Origin of the sequence: Paenibacillus sp. FSL R7-0313 (assembly GCF_037969885.1) — a bacterium.
In the GTDB taxonomy this organism is placed as follows: Bacteria; Bacillota; Bacilli; order Paenibacillales; family Paenibacillaceae; genus Paenibacillus.
Map to the genome: position 1 here is coordinate 3,128,871 of NZ_CP150219.1, position 18,540 is coordinate 3,147,410.

Here is an 18,540-nt window from a genome sequence, read left to right on the forward strand (position 1 = left end):
CCCGTACCTATTTCCCCGTACATGCACTTCTGGGCCTCTGCCTACATACAATAGATCGACCCTGTTCCCACATGTGCTCAGGCCAGATCGTTGTAAAACTGCAGGAGGTGTCATCTGTGCCCGGATTGTTTACCGCAATTGCTCTATTCATTAAAGAGTTAACGTTACTCGTCTCGTATGTCAAAAATAATGCGTTCCCCCAGCCACTGGCTGAGGATGATGAAGCCAAACATTTGCGCCTTATGGCTGAAGGCAATGCTCACTCTCGCAATCTGCTCATTGAACACAATCTGCGCCTCGTCGCGCATATCGTCAAAAAGTTCGACAATACGGGTGAAGATCAGGAAGACCTGATTTCCATCGGAACCATTGGTTTGATTAAAGCGATCGAAAGTTTTCAACAAGGCAAAGGCACAAAGCTTGCCACATTTGCCGCGAGATGTATTGAAAACGAAATTTTGATGCATCTGCGTTCCCTGAAGAAAACACGCAAAGACGTATCCCTGCACGACCCCATCGGTACGGACAAAGAAGGCAATGAAATTACATTAATCGATATCCTTGGCACAGAAGCTGATGATGTTGTAGATCGGGTACAGCTCAAGATTGAAAAAAGCAAAATTTATCGCAATCTAGATATCCTGGATGATCGGGAGAAGGAAGTTGTAATCGGTCGATTTGGCCTGGAAGCAGGCGGGGAGGAACGAACTCAACGCGAAATTGCGAAGGAACTGGGCATCTCACGTTCTTATGTATCACGGATTGAGAAACGGGCGTTAATGAAGCTGTATCACGAGTTTTATAAGCAAAAGTAGTTGTTGGATAGATAGCACTTTTCGTTAAAAAGATGGTGCTTTCTGAACCTTCCGCATTTGTAGGGAGATGCATTAAGATCGAAAATTTGATACACCGCGCTCTCTGAAAATGGTACGGACAAAGAGGGAAATGAAATTACACTAATTGATATCCTCAGAACAGATTGAATAAGCATAAGGAATAGCTGAACAGACCAGAGGGCGCCTTTAGCGGGAGCCCTTTTTACTGTGAAGATATTTAAAATGGGGTCTAAGTAGTATTGATTATTTAATATTAATTATTTGGGATTATAACCTAAATAAAGGAACTTACATCTATGTTGAAGAATATATTGTAAATTGACCAATTTAATATATAAGGAGTACATCATAATGAAGCAGCTTTTTCGGAAAACTCCACTGTGGTTTTTGTTAATCTGGATTGTAGGATTTATGATTATCGTGTTCAACTCGTTTCAATCAAACTCGGGTACCATTAACTTGATTGCGCTATTGATGATTAGTGTTGCTAATGCTATTCGAGTTTGGAAAACCGAACGTTCATTAGCCATTGCCTTTTTAGTCGTTGCCGTTCTAAGCTTGGTTTATATTTTAAAATATTTTATTAGGTATGTATGATAAACGTGTACATAAACAGAGGTCACTTTTTAGAAAGGTGGCCTATTTGCTGTGCAATAAAAATATATAAATGGGGGATATGTATTCTGGGCAGATTATTATATGATGAGTAATAATATTTTGCATCGTAGAGAGTATTTGCAGAAAGAGAGTGGTGGTTGATCATGCAGCAAGAAACGTTAACAAGGGGATTAAAGAACAGGCATGTGCAGTTGATGGCGATAGGTGGTGCGATCGGTACAGGTCTGTTTCTCGGAGCAGGCAAAACGATCCAACTGACAGGGCCATCCATCTTGCTGGCCTACATCATTACGGGTGTGGTGTTGTTCCTGATCATGCGTGCATTGGGGGAGCTGCTGTTAAGTAACTTGCAGTATCATTCCTTTGTCGATTTTGTGCGTGATTACCTGGGAAATATGGCGGCATTTATTACAGGCTGGACCTATTGGTTCTGCTGGATCTCCATTGCCATGGCTGATATTACGGCCGTTGGATTGTATACACAGTTTTGGTTTCCAAATGTACCTCAGTGGATGCCAGGGTTAATTGCGTTAGTCATTTTGCTGATCATGAACTTGGCAACGGTCAAGTTGTTTGGGGAGATGGAATTCTGGTTTGCCCTGATTAAAGTCGTGGCTATTCTGGCACTCATTGTTGTTGGTTTATATATGATTTTCAAAGGTTTTACAACGGATCAGGGTCCAGCGAGTTTCACCAATCTGTGGAGTCATGGGGGATGGTTCCCGAATGGACTGCATGGGTTCATCATATCGTTCCAGATGGTGGTGTTCGCCTTTGTAGGCATGGAACTGGTGGGACTCACAGCGGGGGAAACGGAGAATCCGGAGAAGGTTATTCCTAGAGCGATTAACCAGATTCCGATCCGGGTACTGCTCTTCTATGTTGGCGCATTGCTGATTATTATGAGTATCTACCCGTGGAACGCCATTGTACCTACTGAAAGTCCGTTTGTACAAGTGTTTGCAGCTGTAGGTATTGCGGCCGCCGCTGGAATTGTGAACTTTGTGGTGCTAACGTCCGCAGCGTCAGCGTGTAACAGTGCGATTTTTAGTACAAGCCGTATGGTGTTCTCCATGGCAAAGGATCGCAACGCGCCCCAGTCATTTGCACGACTGAATAGAAGGAAGGTTCCTTCCAACGCGTTGTTTTTCTCCACGATTGTTATTTTAATTGCAATTGTTCTGAATTATATCATGCCGGAGGGCGTATTTACGCTGATCACGAGCGTGTCTACCGTGTGTTTTATCTTTGTCTGGGGCATCATGGTGATCTGTCATCTCAGATATCGTCGTACTCAGCCCGAACTGGCGAGTCGCAGCCGCTTCAAACTGCCACTTTATCCGTTCTCGAACGTTTTGATCTTAGCTTTTCTGGCATTTGTGCTGGTAGTATTGGCTTTGGCTGAGGACACGCGAGTGGCGTTATTTGTCACGCCGGTGTGGTTTATCCTGGTTGCGGGGATCTACCTTCTCAAAAAGAGAAACTTGAGCAGTAACAGACAGTAGAACTTAGCTTTGTTAATAAGTAGACCCGTCCAATTAGATTGGGCGGGTATTTATATTTTTTATATTCTTGCAGCCTTAATGAAAGGCAGGAAGGAGGTTTTAACATGATATTTACTTTATTTTGAAATTTTCTCCGTTAATTCAAAAGATGCTGTCTGTTCAACCATCCAAGGATGAGTTCGACAGATTCCATGTACCGTTGGCCTACCAGTAAACCCGTATGTGTTGTATCCCAGAGTCCGGCATATTCGGCATGCAGCTGCTTGGCAGTTAATTTGCCTCTCCGATCTTCGTCTTCAGAGGAAACAGCTTTGATCACCAAGCTGGGGCAATGGATCAGATCACCATTAATGGATACTCCATCGGCTCCACACAGAACTGAAAAGGTAGCAAATGCCTTCGCAGACTCCGTTTGCAGATATTTACGCTGAAAAGCAATGTCTTCTGCCGTCTCATCTATACTGGTCAGTTCATCACGGACAGGTGCAGGCATGATGATCCCAGGTGTGATACGATTGCTTTCCGGGTAGGGGATTAGCTCATGGACTTCCTTGCTCAGACTGGCGTCAATCACAACCAGGCCTGCCAGAGTAACGGTTTCTGCAATCTTTTGACTGAGAATCCCACCCATGCTAAAGCCAATAAGAACAGGAGGTTCGTTGATCCCGGCTAACACTTCACGAATATCCTCCAAATAATCGTCAAACGTAATCTTTGTCATGTCCATGACCCGGCTCTTGTAGTGACTTCTCAGGTTCATGACATAACAAGTCCAACCGTGCTGGACAAAGTGGGGGATATATTTGCTCCACATCCAGCTGCCTGTGTATGCACCGTGAACGAACAGCAGTGGGGGCTTCTTGGTCGTTGTTTCTTCGTCATGAGGCGGGGTTCCTTCGAATATTTCCAAGTGTAAATCATGTTCTCCGATCTTCTTTACCTCATGTTTCGGTAATAATTGAGTGTAGTCCATCATACCAAAAACCTCCTCTAAACTATTAGTTTGATATCAAACTATTTCTCCAAAAAAAATTAGAAGTTGCCATGAATTTTCATTAAAATTCGCAGCAGTTCTTTTTTCTCCGCTTCCGTAACGTCCGTATAGAACGCGTCCAGCATGCGCTGAGATATCTCTTCAAAGACAGGTTTTAATTCTTCGCCTTTTTCAGTCAAAGCCACATGAACAACTCGTGAATCTGTTGCATCACGCTCCTTGAGGACGTATCCTGTCCGCACCAATTTGTCCACAAGTGCGGTCACCGTGGATTTATCCTTGCCAATTTTTTTGGCAATCTCAGCCATGGTCATCCTGTGATTGTTGTACAAGGCATAGATAATATCCCCATGGGACGTAGCGAGATCCTGGATTCCCTGCTCAGCCATCTCGGCCAGAATAAAGCGGTTGACCTTCTCTTTAATTTTGGATATGAGTGAAATAGCGTCTCTTGTTTTCATACGTGTAATATAGTTTGTTATCAAACTAATGTCAAGCCCTTGTTCCATGACTTATTGCACACGAGGATAAAAGCAAAGGAGCAGTGAGAATGTCTTCTCCTGCTCCTTTGCTTTTATTTCATTTTAATACTTCACTGCAATACTACATTACAAGCCAACATCCGGCGATTACTTGATTGGATTAGCTTTCATTTCCTGTCCCATTTTCTCAATACCATCCAGAATTTGATATCCATAACCCCAGAACTGGCTGAAATCTGTGACATAGATCTGTTTGTTTTTGATTGCATTCATACTTTGCAGGGCAGGGTTGGCATACAGATTCTGAATCAGCTTGTCGATATCCGGTGAACCGGCATAAGCGGACAAGAGCAGGTAGTCCGGGTTCGCTGTAATCAGCTGCTCTACACTAACTTCACCTTGCACACCATCAAACGTATTTTTCAGCTTCAACAAGCCAAGTGCATCAAGCTGATACGTATCGTTCTGCATGCTGCTTACCGTAATGGTGTCTTCTGTAGCGGGTACAATGTAGGCAAAAGTACGCTCAGGCTGATCGGCTACACTTGCCTTAATGGCTTCAACACGAGTCTTCAGATTTTCTGTGAATGTTGCGGCATTTTCTTGAACGTCGAAGATCTGCCCAAGTTGTGCAATATCGCTATACAGGCTATCGAGTGTGCCTTTGTGATTCGTCGTTTGCAGGAATGTGCGGATATTCATGTCATTCAATCCATCGACGGTACCCACACCCCAGTCTGCATCAGCGAACAGGTCGCCCCGTCCGAGTACCAGATCCGGGCTTGCACCTACAACCAGTTCTTTACCTACATAATCCTTGGACAATACCGGAATTTTGGCGAAATCATCAGCCACATCCGGTGTAACGGAACCGTATAGAGCAGCAACGCCGACCATTTTATCGGTCAGACCCAATTTGATGAGCATCTCAGCCGCAGATTGGGTATTCGCAACAACACGTTCAGGTGCTTTATCAAATACTTGCACTTTTGGTTTCCACTCGCCGCCCTCACCCGAGATTGTGTAGTTCTCAATGGTGAGCGGGTACGTCGTTTTATTTGTATTCTCAGCAGGAGCTGAAGTTTCTGTCGTATTAGTTGTTGAAGTTGTTTCTTCGGCAGGGGAAGAAGTTGATGCATTCGAACAGGCTGCAAGCAGCATTAACAGGAGACTTAGAGCAGCGAAGCCAATGGTTCTGGATGTGAATTTCATTAAATGATGAACCCCTTTTCTATGTGTTTTAAATTGACAAAGATAATCATTCTCAATTATAATCCGAGAAAAAGCTTTGTAAATAGCTGAATTTAATTTGTTCTACATTTTACGCGAATTGATGGGGGAAGAGATGGCACAGACGGTTCAGGTTCAGACACAGCGTAGGGGGAAAAGAGAGTCTCTGATTCATAGTAAATCCGGGTTTGCTTTACTGATCGCAGCTTTAGTCATAATCACGATTATTTCTGTAGGTATTGCAGTTTCCATTGGACAGGTACAAATTCCACTGGCGGAGTCGTATCGTATCCTTTTATACAAATTAACGGGATTTCAGTGGGGGACAACACCCATTGAGGCAGGTTCCTTTACCGATATCATTTGGCAGATTCGCTTTCCTCGTGTGCTGATGGCAATGTTTATCGGTGCAGGCTTGGCCTTGTGCGGTGCTGTTATGCAGGCTGCTGTGCAGAATCCGCTCGCTGACCCTTACATACTGGGTATATCCTCAGGCGCTTCACTTGGAGCAACCTTTGCAATACTCATTGGCTTCGGTGCGATTGGGTGGCTTGGTCAGACGGGGGTTGCTTTCTGGGCCTTTGCTGGAGCGATGGGTGCCTCCTTACTGGTCCTGACTTTGGCAGGGATTCGGGGGAAAATGACGTCGGTCAAGCTGGTGCTTGCCGGGATGGTGATTAACGCGCTGTGCAGCGCTTTTTCGAACTTTATTATTTATTTTGCCAACAATGCTGAAGGCATCAAAACGGTGACATTCTGGACCATGGGCAGCCTGGCGGCTTCCGGATGGAACAAGCTTCCACTCGTTGGTATCGTTGTGCTGGTCGCGATTCTATTTTTCCTTTTACAGTCCAGAGTTCTTAATACGATGTTATTGGGGGACGAAGCAGCCGTTACACTAGGCATTAATCTGAGTGTGTACCGCAGAGTGTACATGTTGTTAACCGCTTTGGTGACAGGCGTTATGGTGGCGAGCTGTGGCATGATTGGTTTTGTCGGACTCATTATTCCACATATCGTCAGAGGTCTGGTGGGTTCCGACCATCGTAAAGTGATGCCTGTATCCGTGCTGTTTGGTGCCATTTTCCTTATCTGGACGGATGTTATTGCACGATCCCTCATATCCAGCGTGGAGTTGCCAATCGGGATCATTACAGCCATGATTGGTGCGCCGATGTTTATGTATATGCTGGTCAAAAAAGGCTACGGTTTTGGAGGAAATTAACCATGAAACTGAACGTAGAAAATGTATCCATCTCTGTGCTGAACACGGACATCATTAAGGATATTTCATTACAGGTAAAAGGTAAACAGTTCGTTGGACTGATCGGACCCAATGGTTGTGGCAAGTCAACGCTGCTCAAGAGCATTTATAAAGTGATCAAACCGCAGCAAGGCAAGGTCTTTCTGGACAATACCGATATTCTCAAATCCAGTCCAAAGCTTGTTTCCAGACACATGGGCGTTGTCGGCCAGTTTAATGAATTGAGTTTTGATTTTACGGTGCGCGAGATGGTCATGATGGGGCGTACCCCGCATAAAAAAATGCTGGAGACGGATAATGAACGGGACCACGAAATCGTGGAGCAGGCTTTGGAAAAAGTACATCTGACTGGACATGCAGACCGCAATTACGTGTCTCTGTCTGGTGGGGAGAAACAGCGTGTGGTATTGGCGCGTGTCTTGGCACAGCAACCCGAATTCCTGATCCTGGACGAGCCGACGAACCATTTGGACATCAAATACCAACTTCAGATTCTAAATATTGTCCGCGGACTCGGCATTGGCATATTGGCAGCGCTGCATGATCTCGAACTCGCCGCAGAATATTGTGATTATCTCTATGTGGTGAAAAAGGGACAGATTGTGGTCCATGGCAAACCCGCCGATATCCTGACTCGTGAGATGATTGGTGAGGTATTTGATGTAGAATGTGAAATCTATACAAATCCGGTTACGGGCGGCCTGGGCATCGCTTACCTGAGTACACGGTGATATGTCTAGTGTTCCAGTGAACTGTCTTTCGAGCTGATTTTCAGCTTGGAAGGCAGTTTTTTTGCGTTTAGCTTTCTCAGAGGAGGTTGGTCAAGTTAGCCTTTGGCTCCAGAACAGGCAGGTCAGGAATGGGGGGAGCGTGTATCCTGGGCCTGCGCGCCCATGGCCGTGTAGGCACCTAGTCGGGCAAGACGGGTAAGCTGCAAAGCCATATGATGGGGAGAGTATACTTTGTTGTTTTCAAGCCATTTATGAATAATTCCGCTGGTGGAGAAGCTGAGATGATCGAGTAAAATGTCCAGCGGTACCTGAACCTTCTGATCCATCCCGAGTTGGGTAATCCGTTGAAAAAAATAAGCTTTAATCACCTCGTTCAGCCGGGTACTGAAATTGCCGACAGGATTGATCAGTAGCATGACCCGGTAGAACTCATCATGCTCAAAGATGTGCTCAAACAGGACCGCAAAGATCGGGTCAGGCTCGGTAAAAGAAAGGGCCACATCCATGGCAGCAGACCGTTCACTGAGTACATGTTCCAGCAACTCCAATTTCTCGTTGACCATCTTGTCCAGTAAATCCTCTTTGTCTATAAAGTGGGCGTAGAAGGTTGAACGGTTGATGTTCGCTTGTTCAGCAATGTCCACGATACTGATTTCCACGTAATCCTGCTTCTTCATCATTTTCAAAAAAGCTTCAGAGATCATGACACGGGTTCTGTAAATTCTTCGGTCGACACCTCGAGTTTCATTCATTCCATATCACCTCAAAACAACAGATTAGTATTTTTTGTTGGTTAAGCAACATCGTCTAGATCCGCATTTCATGCATCCATGGGAATGCGCTTAAGATGCAGGTACCTTCAAATCAAGCCGGATTGTAGTTTATTTTGGCGTTGCCCGACAGATCAAGCATTTGTGTTTGTTAACCGTCAAATTTGGACTCATTGATTGTTGCGATCCAATGGATATTAGCTATGATAAACAATAAAACATAGCAAATCAATCGGAAAAATAAAATTTAAGTAAGGGGTGACATTTTGAGGGGAGATACTTTCATATCCAGTCTGGAGGATGGACGACGTGTCTGGCTGGAAGGGCAGCAGGTGAAGAATATTTCCGAACATGCGGCTTTTAAAGGCACACTATCCACCATCAGGCAGTTGTTTAATATGCTGGATGATCCTCTTCAACGGGAGCAAGTGGGCTATGCTCTCGAGGGACAGGAGCGATATGCACACAGCTCATTTCTCATACCGCACACAGCAGCCGAATTGAACAAACGCAGTCAGTCCTTTGCAGTCTGGTCTTCCAGCACCAATGGCATGATGAGCCGGTTATCCGACTATGCCCGTTCCATGGTAACCGGATGGTATGCTGCCCGGCACGAATTATCCGACCTGGACCCGCAATTTGCGGATAAAATCAGCACCTATTACCATGAGGCCAGAGACCGCGACCTCTTTCTGACAACAGCCATTATTGATCCCCAGATTGATCGTTCCAGCGGACTGGATGACCAGCGGATTGCAGAGCGATTCCTGCATGTGGTGAAGGAAACTTCGGAAGGGATTGTGGTTAGAGGAGCCAAAATGATTGCGACAGGTGCACCGTATACGCATGACTTTCTGATCTTTTCGTTCCTGCAATTTCAGACCCGACATCAGAAACATGCGCATGTCTTGATTGTACCCGCCAATTCACCAGGACTGCATATTGTGTGCAGGGAGTCATTTGCTGATGCCAGAGAACGCAATCATCCGCTCAGTGCAAGGTACGATGAGATGGATGCAGTCCTTTTTTTCGATGATGTCCTGATTCCTTGGGAGAGGGTGCTTCTCTACGGCGATTCTGACAAGGTCCTGAAGCTTCGCGGGAACCGTACAGCCAATGGATTGGCCTTCCACCAAAATGTTGTGCGCTTTGTAGCCAAGCTGGAATTTGTCACGGGTGTAGCTTTTGCGGTGGCTGAGTCGATTGGCGTAACCGGATTTCTGCATATTCAGGAGAAACTGGGTGAGCTGCTGACACAAATTGACGTAATCAAGGCGCTGATTATTGCAGCGGAGGCCAAAGCCTTGCCTGATGCGGCAGGTGTGCTCGTTCCTGATCTGACGTATGTAGAGACGGCGCGAAGTTTGGGAACCAAATATTATCCACGGGCTGTTGAGATACTTCAACAAGTCGGCGCAGGTGGCTTTGTTCAGACCCCTTCCGGAATTGAGGACTTCTACGGTCCGATTTCCGAATTTATGCATTTGTATTTTGAAGGCGCTGCGGTAAGTGCAGAGAAAAAAGTGGAGCTGTTCAAGCTGGCTTGGGATCTCATCGGCAGTCCGCTTGGCGCAAGACATCTGTTATATGAAAAATTTTACGCAGGTGATCCGATCCGGGGGCTCGCGTCCCATTACACTCGACATGACAAATTGTCGTTAACAGGTCCTGTCTGGAAGCTGATTCAAGAGAACAGCAAGGGCAGAGTAGCCACCAATTGAGCAGGAGGAGAGAGAAAAATGGAATTGTTTTGGTTTATCCCGACACATGGGGATGGAAGATTTCTGGGCACCCGAGAAGGTGCCAGGGCAGTGACCTATCATTATTGCAAGCAGGTTGCGCAAGCTGCAGATGAGCTTGGGTTTGCCGGTGCGTTGCTACCTACGGGAAAATCATGTGAAGACGCCTGGGTTGTTGCTTCCTCTCTGGTGTCGGTAACGGACAAGCTGAAGTTTCTGGTCGCTGCACGTCCGGGTCTGATGCTTCCGACCACGGCGGCACGAATGGCGAGTACACTGGATCGCTTCTCCAAAGGAAGACTTTTGATCAATGTCGTAGCCGGAGGGGATCCGATCGAGCTTGAGGGAGACGGGGTGTTCCTGGATCATGATGAACGTTATGCATTGACAGATGAATTTCTAACCATATGGCGCAAGGAACTGGCGGGCGAAGAAGTTGATTTTGAGGGCAAATATTTAAAGGTCAACGGTGGATCGGTTCTGTATCCGACCATTCAGAAGCCTTATCCTCCACTTTATTTTGGAGGCTCATCTGAAGCTGCCATGGAGGTGGCTGCCGAGCATGTAGACGTATACCTGACGTGGGGTGAGCCACCTGACCAGGTAGAGGCCAAGATCAACCGAATGCGAGAGCTTGCTGCCAGAAAGAGAAGAAGTCTGCGCTTCGGCATCCGACTTCATGTAATCGTTCGTCCAACCGAAGAGGAGGCCTGGCAGGCCGCGAATGACCTGATCGCTCATCTGGATGAAGAGACGATTGCTTCTGCCCAGAAGATCTACGCTCGCATGGATTCCGTCGGTCAACAGCGAATGGCCAGACTGCATAATGGGGATCGTTCCAATCTGGAGATCAGCCCAAATCTGTGGGCAGGCATTGGACTGGTCAGAGGCGGTGCCGGTACAGCGCTTGTAGGTGATCCTGACCAGGTTGCAGCGAGAATAAGGGAGTACGAAGCACTGGGGATTGAGACCTTCATTATGTCGGGGTACCCGCATCTGGAAGAAGCTTATCGTACTGCTGAGTTGTTGTTTCCAAAGCTCAATTATGCGCAATATGGCGACAACGGCGAGCGCTCGTTTATCAGCCCTTTTGGCGAGATCATCGCCAATAATAACATTCCTGCTCATGTGGTAAAAGCGCCTGCGGCTTCCAAATGATAGGGTCTGTTTTTTACGATATCTCCATTGAAAACATCATACATTCTGGCCGATTAGACGAACTAAAGGCACCCTCAAACTTATAGGTTGTAGGTGTCTTTTTTGTTGTATTCCACTCCGGTAGAGAGGGCCTTGGCCCTTGCCTATAAATCATTCCATTGAAGAGGTGATTCAACATGTCCATGCAATTCGCGTATTGGGTTCCTAATGTAAGTGGGGGTCTGGTTATCTCCAGCATCCCGCAAAAAACAGGCTGGTCATTTGAGGATAACGCGAGGTATGCCAAGATCGCAGAAGATGTGGGCTTTGATTATGCGTTATTGCAAACCAGATTTATGGCCAGCTACGGCGCTGATAATCAACTGGAAGCCATTGCTCTTGCCTCCGCACTGGCTGTGGTTACAGATCGCTTGAAACTGATAGCAGCCATATTGCCTGGATTATGGCATCCCGGTCCAGTAGCGAAAGCGATCACGACGATTGATCATATCAGCAAGGGACGAGCTGCCGTAAATATTGTCAGCGGCTGGTTCAAGGGAGAGTTTCATGGATTTGGAGAACCGTGGCTGGACCATAACGAGCGTTATCGTCGCTCGGAAGAGTTCATCCGTGTCATAAAGGAGCTGTGGACGCAAGAAGAAGCCAATCACCAGGGAGACTTTTACCGTATTCATGAAGCGCCACACAAACCCAAACCGGGTGCACTTCCACCTGTGTTCCAGGGAGGGAATTCGGCGGCTGCACGTGACATGGCTGCACGAGTCTCGGATTGGTATTTCATGAACGGGAATAACATCGAAGGCTTCCGTACCCAGATTGAGGATGTGACTGGGCGGGCTGCGTCCTACAACCGCAAGCTGCAATTCGGAGTAAATGCTTTTGTCATCGTGAGGGATACGGAAGAAGAAGCATTGGAAGTACTGCGCCAGATTATTCTGCATGCTGACCCCGAGGCCGTGGAGGGCTTCCGCAGTCAGGTTCAATTTGCAGGCAAAGCTTCACCTGAACAGGAGGGAATGTGGGCGAATTCCAATTTCGACGACCTGGTGCAATATAATGACGGGTTCAAAACCGGTTTGATTGGTACCCCGGAGCAGGTGGCAGACCGCATCATTGCGTTGAAAAAGGTTGGAGTAAATCTCATTCTTACTGGCTTTCTTCATTACGATGAGGATATTCGGGCTTTCGGTGAGAAGGTAATCCCGCTGGTTAGAGAGAAGGAGGCTGCACTAAACCGGGTAGCAACTTCCTGATCAAACGATCGATCTTCAATAGAAGGAATGGATTGGCATATCTGTATCACTGTTATCGAGGGATGTATCCCTATTCTAATCATGAGGAGAGTTGATGCAATGAGTATTCAAGCAAACACCATTCACACCCAGCCAGACTATGAGCAATTGAGAGTTGAAATTCGGGGGATTGTTGACGAAGTCATTAAACCACGTGCTGAACTGATTGACCGTGAGGGCCGTTTCCCGCGTGAGAATCTGTCCGCCCTTGCTGAGGCTGGATGGAATGGGGTGCTGATTCCCGAGCGCTTCGGTGGACGGGGACTGGATCATGTTGCCTTTGCGATTGCGGCAGAAGAAATTGCCAAGGGATGCCCTTCGACTTCACTGGTGTATGTCATGCATGTTGGAGCCGTTCAGACGATAGCTCTCTACGGAGATGAGGATCAGAAGGAGCGCTGGCTGAAGCCGGTACGTAATGGCGCTATAGGTACGTATTCCACAAGTGAGCGTGCTTCGGGAGGTCACTGGTGGTTTAATTTCAGCGAGGCTTCCCGAGACGGCGAGGATTATATTCTGAATGCCGAAAAGTCGTTCACGACAAGCTCGGGACAGGCTGATTTTTATGTGACCCAGACTCGCACGCCAGGAGCGCAAACCCCGACAGATGTGAGCTTCTTCCTTGTCGATGGACAACTGGAAGGCATTACTTCCGGCGTATGGGATGCGCTCGGCGTTCGTGGTAATCACAGCGGACCCATTAAATATGAAGGTGTCCGAATAGCAGCTCAGGATAAGCTCGGAACCGAGGGGCAGGGTCGCGAAATTCTGGAGAGTGGTGTATCGCCCGTATATCTGATAGGCCTGGGCTCAACCTGGCTTGGAGTTGCCGAGGCGGCGCTTGAGGCTGCATCCGAATATGTGAAGGGCATGGTTCATCGGGATTTTAACAAGCGCTTAGCCGATTATCAGATCATCCGCCAGCAGTTGGCTGAAGTGAAGGTGTTAATCTCCAGCCTGAAGCCTTGGCAGTTATCACTTGCGCGGCAGCTGGACGAACTTCAGGCACAGGGGAGACCGCAAGTTGAGCTGTTCCTGCCGCTGGTTGAATTCAAAATTCATGCTGCCGAAGTTGCGAATAAAGCGACCAAAGCAGCACTGGATGTTACCGGAGGTTATGGTTATAAAAAAGGCGTGTTTGAACGTCTCTTCCGTGACGCGCGTGCAGGCATTGCCATGGGGCCCTCCAACAATATCGCCAGAGAGTGGATTGGCAAGTCTCTGGTTGGTCTGCCACTGGAGCTGTGGTACGAGGGAGGGGATTAATTCACACAGAAACTGAAAAGGAAGAGGATGCCCCATAAGTCATGAATATGACGGGGACATCCTCTTTGCAGTTTTATTTTGTTTTGGTTTAATGAACCTGACACACGCTATTCGCTCCCTTTTGCCCAGATCTGAGATCTAACGAATCATAGAGACGCTATTTCGTCGATTCACTGGATTTTTTAGGTTTGGGAGCCCTTTTATGACGAAATAGCGTTACTGAGGTTCGTTAAATCTTGCAACCGTTGATGATCTGCCTTTTAAGGTGCGGTAGGTTCGTTAGCCATTGGAACGAGGCGGAATTCCTTTTGAGACAGCCTCTTCCTTTTCTTTTGCGACTAGGGACAGGCAGTAGCTATTCCAGTGTGGAGTCCAGCGGACGAGAGTGTCCATCCTGGATGACCTCCTGGAACAGTTTTTTGGATTCCGTGGGCCACGTACCTTGCTTCAGGAGTGATTCCAAATCACCAATGGTTACTGGGCGCGCGTGTCGTTTGAGCACATAACCGAGTTGCCCGTTTGGTTCCATCGTGGCCGTTTCCAGATCGGTAATACTTGTAATTCCTTTTTCCCGCAACTGCATCTCCAATTGGTCCACGGAAAAGCGCATATGTTTCAGATTCGGTAAATTCAACTTCCCATCTTCCACGACAACCTTGGATTTTCCGCTCATCATTTTTTCAAACCAATTAAACTTCAACTGTAATTGTTCAACGATCAGAAGCATGACGATAAATACCGCCGCTGACCCGATCGCTTTGCCTAACTCATGATTCGCAATTGGCTGCACGATCGTTGTTCCGATCGAGATAATAATGACTGTCGTGGCTACACTCATTTGCGAGATGGATTTACGTCCAGCAATCCGTAGCAGAATCATGCCAATCAGTACAAGCAAGATGGATTTCCATATCCAGTCCATTGGTTGTATTCCTTTCTATACCAAATCATGTTTCGTATTCCTTAGCTTGGACGAACAACTTAACTTTCATTCCCCCCTCCCAATCGTTTACAATAGGGTATTGATGAAGTGAACAAAGGAGTGGGTCACAGTGGCAAAACAGAAATATTATGTTGTCTGGGAAGGCAAGAAACCTGGTGTGTATAACACATGGGCAGATTGCAAAGCACAGACGGATCATTATACTGGAGCAAAATATAAATCCTATGAGTCCAAAGCAGCCGCAGAAGAAGCGTATCGTGCCGGATGGAAAGGAAACTGGGGTTCTAGTGCAGGCGGAGCGTCGAAGACGAAGTCGGCTGGTACCGGAAGAAGTGCAGGCATGGAAACGTCGGAGGAAGTGGATTACGACAGCATCTCTGTTGATGTGGGCACACGTGGTAACCCCGGACCTGTAGAATACAAAGGGGTAGACACCCGCACAGGTGAGATTATTTTCTCGGTCGGACCGATCTCCAAAGGCACGAACAATCTGGGCGAATTTTTGGCCATTGTACATGCCCTCGCACATTTGAAAAAAGAAGGTAGTACCAAAACGGTGTATACCGACTCGGTCAATGCCATGAAATGGCTAAAGCAGAAAAAAGTAGCCACAACGTTACCAAGAGACAACTCCACGGAAGAAATCTGGCTGATGATCGATCGTGCGGAGCAGTGGCTCCAGACAAATACGTACAGCAATAAAGTGCTAAAATGGCAGACCAAGCAGTGGGGCGAAATCAAGGCGGATTACGGCCGGAAGTAAGTATTTATCCGTATCAATTTCATAATACCTGTAGCTGCTTCACTCAAGGCTAGATATAGATCAAAGCTTTTTAATTTATCTATATCTAGTCACAAAAATCCATTTTTAGTGAGTTGTAAAATTGATTTATCCAAAGGATGCCTCCTTTATTTCTGGTCTATTAGAATCGTTATTTACAATTTCCAGTTTCCGCTCTATAATCATCTGAATATGATTAGTTAAACATATGGAGGAGCCTGTCATCTGCAGGCCCTCTTTATCTTTTTGGTCCATCGATTAGCAAGTCCATTCACTAGAATGGGTTATTTGAGTATATATTGCAGGAGGCAGACATGAGTTCCATTTATAGAAGTGAAGAAGGCAAGAGCAGCATACTTGAAGAGTATGAGATTTATTTGAACGAGTTGGGTGAGGATTTTACGCGTGAGTATGTAGAGACGCGTTTTGGCAAGACGCATGTTTTACTGACGGGTCCTCTAGATGGCAAGCCGTTATTTATTCTCCAGGGCGGTAATTGTGTGAATCCGATGACGTTGTCATGGTTCTCTTCCTTATTTAAGGAATACCGGATTATTGCTCCTGATACGATTGGTCATCCTGGTTATAGTGAGGAAGCGAGTATCTCCACACGGTTTGATAGCTTGGCTTTATGGGTGTCGGATCTGCTGGATCACTATGATATTGAAAAGAGTGCATTTATCGGTCCATCGTTTGGAGGAGGCATTATCCTCAGACTGGCTACCTATATTCCGGAACGCATCTCGTGTGCTGTATTGGTTGCTCCTGCTGGTCTTGCGGTCAATTCCAAAATTAAAACAGCTCAGGATATCACGCTGCCGCTCGTCAAGTACCGCATGACGTCTTCACCATCTTCTTTGCAAAAAATTACGGACAACATGTCGTGCAACTGCATGAAAGAAATGGATAAAAACATTATCGGCAAACTTTTTAAATACGTCAGCATAGAGCAGGATCTGCCCAAGCTCACGGATCGAGAAGAACTGGTGAATTATACGTCACCAACCTTGTTATTGGTAGGGGGGAAGGATGTCTTTTTCCCTGCGGATAAGTGTATTGAGCGAGCTCAAAAGATTATTACGAATGTAAAAGCCATCAAGTATGATACAGGACATTTTCCTTCACAGGACGTATTGGTTCAGATGAACGAGGAAATCGGACGTTTTTTACAGAATAATTATTAATAAAAGCTGCAAATGAAGGATGAGAAATGTTTTTCTCCAGTTTAATTAAGTAATTACATCCTTCTGTCGATACTCTATATAAGAGAGTCCTTTTCTACTATAGAATAGTGTGGATAGGGATTAGCAGTGGATCGTAGAAGGCTTGATATCATCAATATTTAAATATTTCGCGTTAAGGTGTTTCAAATTGCATCATTTGGTTTATATGTATAGTTGGCGATGAATTGCTGACCGGTTGAACCAAATGATGCATTTACGCGGAAAGTCTTCCGATCGACAAGGTTGAAAAGAGGTCTGTTATGAGAAAAGACAATTGTAAAATGGCATTGCAGCGCAATGTGATTATAAATGATACATATCAGGTAAGACAGGTATTAGCCAGCAGTGAGTTGGCTATTGTATATGCAGGGCGAGATCGTAATACGGGTGCCAAGGTAGCCATTAAGGAATTTTTCCCACAGAGACTGGCTGAACGTCAGGCAGACAAGCGTGGGGTGTTCTGCTCTTCGCGAGGATACGGTGGGCAATATCAGGAGTTACTGGCTGCATTTCTGCTTGAAGGTGAACTGTTATCGAAACTGGATCATCCTCATATTGTTTCGTATTTGGATCATTTTGAAGCGAATGATACGGGGTATCTGGTTATGGAATACTGCACGGGAATCACATTGACCGAGTATCTGAATGAACACAACCATGCTCTTGATGCTGCCTTCATAACAGAGACGCTGCTTCCACTGGTGGATACATTGGATTACATACATAAGCAAGGCATTCTTCACCGGGATGTGAAACCTTCCAACATTATGGTGATGGAGGATGGTACACCCAAACTTCTGGACTTTGGCTCAGCTACCCGTTGGCCTATGCAATCCGGAGAGAAACAGGTGATATTTACATCGGCAGGTTATTCTCCGCTGGAGTTCTATTCGGAGAAATCCAGTCAGGGACCGATGTCGGACATCTATAGTTTGGCAGCTCTGCTCCATTATTGGACATGCGGGCAACCCCCTATGGACGTGAAACAGCGGTTGTTCCAGGATGAATTACCATCAGTTCGCTCACATAATGAGTATGTGAATCCTTGGCTCGCTCGTGTTATTCATTGGGGTTTGACGGTTCGTTCTGAGAAACGCTGTGCCTCTTTAGCTTGGGTCAGAAGCTCGCTGCGAATTCAAGCCTGGGTATGGAAAGTGCGCAAGCCAGGTACAGTGGAATGGTCTTTAGCCGAGAATGAACATACGCAGGTCTATGAAGTGGAGTCGAAAAAGCAACATGAGACGGCGTAAGCAGGCGTGACCTATGTTTAGATACGCTTAAATGAAAGTATAGCTATTAAATAGGTGTAAAATATAAACAAGCCAGTTCTTCCCCTTACATATGGGGCGAACTGGCTTGTTTTCTTTTATAGCTTATAGAATACATCATTCTTTACCAATGCCATCCATTCGAGATATACGTTAAAAAAGCTTACATGTCTCGTTCTGTTTAGAACAATGGTGTAAGCTTTTTTCGCGTTTTTTAACAGATATTTAATTGAATCCAATCAAAAAAATAACAAAAAAAGTAATTTATTTTTGAAAAAACTCTTCATTTTCGAAAGTGATTTTAGGTCTAAAGAAACTTGTTTATCAAATTCAGTTGTGAATAAAAGAATAGAATCCTGAATTTGTTAAATAAAGTCACTAAATTAGATAATTCGGTCTATTTATATGTAAATTTTTCTGAAGGGTAATAGAGTGATTCA

16 protein-coding genes are annotated in these 18,540 nt (G+C 45.9%); 11 read left to right on the top strand and 5 right to left on the bottom strand.

Annotation, left to right across the window (positions count from 1 at the left end; genetic code table 11):
• Positions 1-116: 116 nt before the first annotated feature.
• Together sigK and NSQ38_RS13750 are read left to right on the top strand one after the other, a co-directional pair.
• Positions 117-815 (top strand): RNA polymerase sporulation sigma factor SigK, encoded by a 699-nt coding sequence (gene sigK / locus NSQ38_RS13745; protein ID WP_090915017.1) that lies wholly within the window; start codon positions 117-119, stop codon positions 813-815.
• Between the two features lie 782 nt (positions 816-1,597).
• Positions 1,598-2,959 carry an amino acid permease gene (locus NSQ38_RS13750; protein WP_339790017.1) on the top strand — a complete coding sequence of 454 codons (1,362 nt, stop codon included), beginning with the start codon at positions 1,598-1,600 and terminating at the stop codon, positions 2,957-2,959.
• A 136-nt stretch (positions 2,960-3,095) separates the two neighbouring features.
• Here NSQ38_RS13750 and NSQ38_RS13755 read toward each other — a convergent pair whose 3' ends face one another.
• From NSQ38_RS13755 to NSQ38_RS13765, 3 genes are all read right to left on the bottom strand, one after another.
• Positions 3,096-3,935, bottom strand: coding sequence for an alpha/beta fold hydrolase (locus tag NSQ38_RS13755; protein WP_339790019.1), 840 nt, complete (start codon positions 3,933-3,935; stop codon positions 3,096-3,098).
• A 56-nt stretch (positions 3,936-3,991) separates the two neighbouring features.
• Positions 3,992-4,414: a MarR family transcriptional regulator gene (locus NSQ38_RS13760; RefSeq protein WP_339790021.1), complete on the bottom strand. Its 423-nt coding sequence runs from the start codon at positions 4,412-4,414 to the stop codon at positions 3,992-3,994.
• A 168-nt stretch (positions 4,415-4,582) separates the two neighbouring features.
• On the bottom strand, positions 4,583-5,647 hold the full coding sequence (locus NSQ38_RS13765) for an ABC transporter substrate-binding protein (protein WP_339790023.1): 1,065 nt from the start codon (positions 5,645-5,647) through the stop codon (positions 4,583-4,585).
• A 133-nt stretch (positions 5,648-5,780) separates the two neighbouring features.
• Here NSQ38_RS13765 and NSQ38_RS13770 point away from each other — a divergent pair, with 133 nt between their 5' ends.
• Positions 5,781-6,890 (top strand): iron ABC transporter permease, encoded by a 1,110-nt coding sequence (locus NSQ38_RS13770; protein ID WP_339790026.1) that lies wholly within the window; start codon positions 5,781-5,783, stop codon positions 6,888-6,890.
• Between the two features lie 2 nt (positions 6,891-6,892).
• Positions 6,893-7,660, top strand: a complete 768-nt coding sequence (locus NSQ38_RS13775; protein ID WP_339790028.1) for an ABC transporter ATP-binding protein — start codon at positions 6,893-6,895, stop codon at positions 7,658-7,660.
• A 122-nt stretch (positions 7,661-7,782) separates the two neighbouring features.
• On the opposite strand, the gene NSQ38_RS13780 is transcribed toward NSQ38_RS13775, so the two are convergent.
• The gene (locus NSQ38_RS13780; protein WP_339790030.1) at positions 7,783-8,412 is read right to left on the bottom strand and encodes a TetR/AcrR family transcriptional regulator; all 630 of its coding nucleotides are present in this window, start codon (positions 8,410-8,412) and stop codon (positions 7,783-7,785) included.
• 284 nt (positions 8,413-8,696) lie between these two features.
• On the opposite strand from NSQ38_RS13780, the gene NSQ38_RS13785 reads away from it, so the two are divergent.
• The 4 genes from NSQ38_RS13785 (at position 8,697) to NSQ38_RS13800 (ending at position 13,885) form a co-directional block, all read left to right on the top strand.
• The gene (locus NSQ38_RS13785) at positions 8,697-10,151 is read left to right on the top strand and encodes a 4-hydroxyphenylacetate 3-hydroxylase N-terminal domain-containing protein (RefSeq protein WP_339790032.1); all 1,455 of its coding nucleotides are present in this window, start codon (positions 8,697-8,699) and stop codon (positions 10,149-10,151) included.
• A gap of 18 nt (positions 10,152-10,169) precedes the next feature.
• The gene (gene ssuD / locus NSQ38_RS13790; RefSeq protein WP_339790034.1) at positions 10,170-11,327 is read left to right on the top strand and encodes an FMNH2-dependent alkanesulfonate monooxygenase; all 1,158 of its coding nucleotides are present in this window, start codon (positions 10,170-10,172) and stop codon (positions 11,325-11,327) included.
• A 176-nt stretch (positions 11,328-11,503) separates the two neighbouring features.
• The gene (sfnG, locus tag NSQ38_RS13795) at positions 11,504-12,580 is read left to right on the top strand and encodes a dimethylsulfone monooxygenase SfnG (RefSeq protein ID WP_339790037.1); all 1,077 of its coding nucleotides are present in this window, start codon (positions 11,504-11,506) and stop codon (positions 12,578-12,580) included.
• Between the two features lie 99 nt (positions 12,581-12,679).
• Complete coding sequence (locus NSQ38_RS13800; protein WP_339790039.1) at positions 12,680-13,885, top strand: acyl-CoA dehydrogenase family protein; 1,206 nt, start codon at positions 12,680-12,682, stop codon at positions 13,883-13,885.
• A gap of 355 nt (positions 13,886-14,240) precedes the next feature.
• Here the strand turns inward: NSQ38_RS13800 and NSQ38_RS13805 are convergent, their stop codons facing one another.
• Positions 14,241-14,807 carry a DUF421 domain-containing protein gene (locus tag NSQ38_RS13805; protein ID WP_339790041.1) on the bottom strand — a complete coding sequence of 189 codons (567 nt, stop codon included), beginning with the start codon at positions 14,805-14,807 and terminating at the stop codon, positions 14,241-14,243.
• 130 nt (positions 14,808-14,937) lie between these two features.
• Between NSQ38_RS13805 and NSQ38_RS13810 the strand changes: the two genes are divergently transcribed.
• From NSQ38_RS13810 to NSQ38_RS13820, 3 genes are all read left to right on the top strand, one after another.
• Positions 14,938-15,591, top strand: coding sequence for a ribonuclease H family protein (locus NSQ38_RS13810; RefSeq protein WP_339790043.1), 654 nt, complete (start codon positions 14,938-14,940; stop codon positions 15,589-15,591).
• 332 nt (positions 15,592-15,923) lie between these two features.
• On the top strand, positions 15,924-16,793 hold the full coding sequence (locus tag NSQ38_RS13815; protein WP_339790046.1) for an alpha/beta hydrolase: 870 nt from the start codon (positions 15,924-15,926) through the stop codon (positions 16,791-16,793).
• A 299-nt stretch (positions 16,794-17,092) separates the two neighbouring features.
• Positions 17,093-18,082 carry a serine/threonine-protein kinase gene (locus tag NSQ38_RS13820; RefSeq protein ID WP_338588061.1) on the top strand — a complete coding sequence of 330 codons (990 nt, stop codon included), beginning with the start codon at positions 17,093-17,095 and terminating at the stop codon, positions 18,080-18,082.
• Positions 18,083-18,540: the final 458 nt, after the last annotated feature.

Bases quoted from the DNA above. Each gene is read 5' to 3' on its own strand.
- NSQ38_RS13800 (WP_339790039.1), top strand. From the start codon at position 12,680: ATGAGTATTCAAGCAAACACCATTCACACCCAGCCAGACTATGAGCAA.
- ssuD (WP_339790034.1), top strand. From the start codon at position 10,170: ATGGAATTGTTTTGGTTTATCCCGACACATGGGGATGGAAGATTTCTG.
- NSQ38_RS13770 (WP_339790026.1), top strand. From the start codon at position 5,781: ATGGCACAGACGGTTCAGGTTCAGACACAGCGTAGGGGGAAAAGAGAG.
- sfnG (WP_339790037.1), top strand. From the start codon at position 11,504: ATGTCCATGCAATTCGCGTATTGGGTTCCTAATGTAAGTGGGGGTCTG.
- NSQ38_RS13765 (WP_339790023.1), bottom strand. From the start codon at position 5,647: ATGAAATTCACATCCAGAACCATTGGCTTCGCTGCTCTAAGTCTCCTG.
- NSQ38_RS13755 (WP_339790019.1), bottom strand. From the start codon at position 3,935: ATGATGGACTACACTCAATTATTACCGAAACATGAGGTAAAGAAGATC.
- NSQ38_RS13775 (WP_339790028.1), top strand. From the start codon at position 6,893: ATGAAACTGAACGTAGAAAATGTATCCATCTCTGTGCTGAACACGGAC.
- NSQ38_RS13815 (WP_339790046.1), top strand. From the start codon at position 15,924: ATGAGTTCCATTTATAGAAGTGAAGAAGGCAAGAGCAGCATACTTGAA.
- NSQ38_RS13820 (WP_338588061.1), top strand. From the start codon at position 17,093: ATGAGAAAAGACAATTGTAAAATGGCATTGCAGCGCAATGTGATTATA.
- NSQ38_RS13805 (WP_339790041.1), bottom strand. From the start codon at position 14,807: ATGGACTGGATATGGAAATCCATCTTGCTTGTACTGATTGGCATGATT.
- NSQ38_RS13760 (WP_339790021.1), bottom strand. From the start codon at position 4,414: ATGAAAACAAGAGACGCTATTTCACTCATATCCAAAATTAAAGAGAAG.
- NSQ38_RS13750 (WP_339790017.1), top strand. From the start codon at position 1,598: ATGCAGCAAGAAACGTTAACAAGGGGATTAAAGAACAGGCATGTGCAG.
- NSQ38_RS13780 (WP_339790030.1), bottom strand. From the start codon at position 8,412: ATGAATGAAACTCGAGGTGTCGACCGAAGAATTTACAGAACCCGTGTC.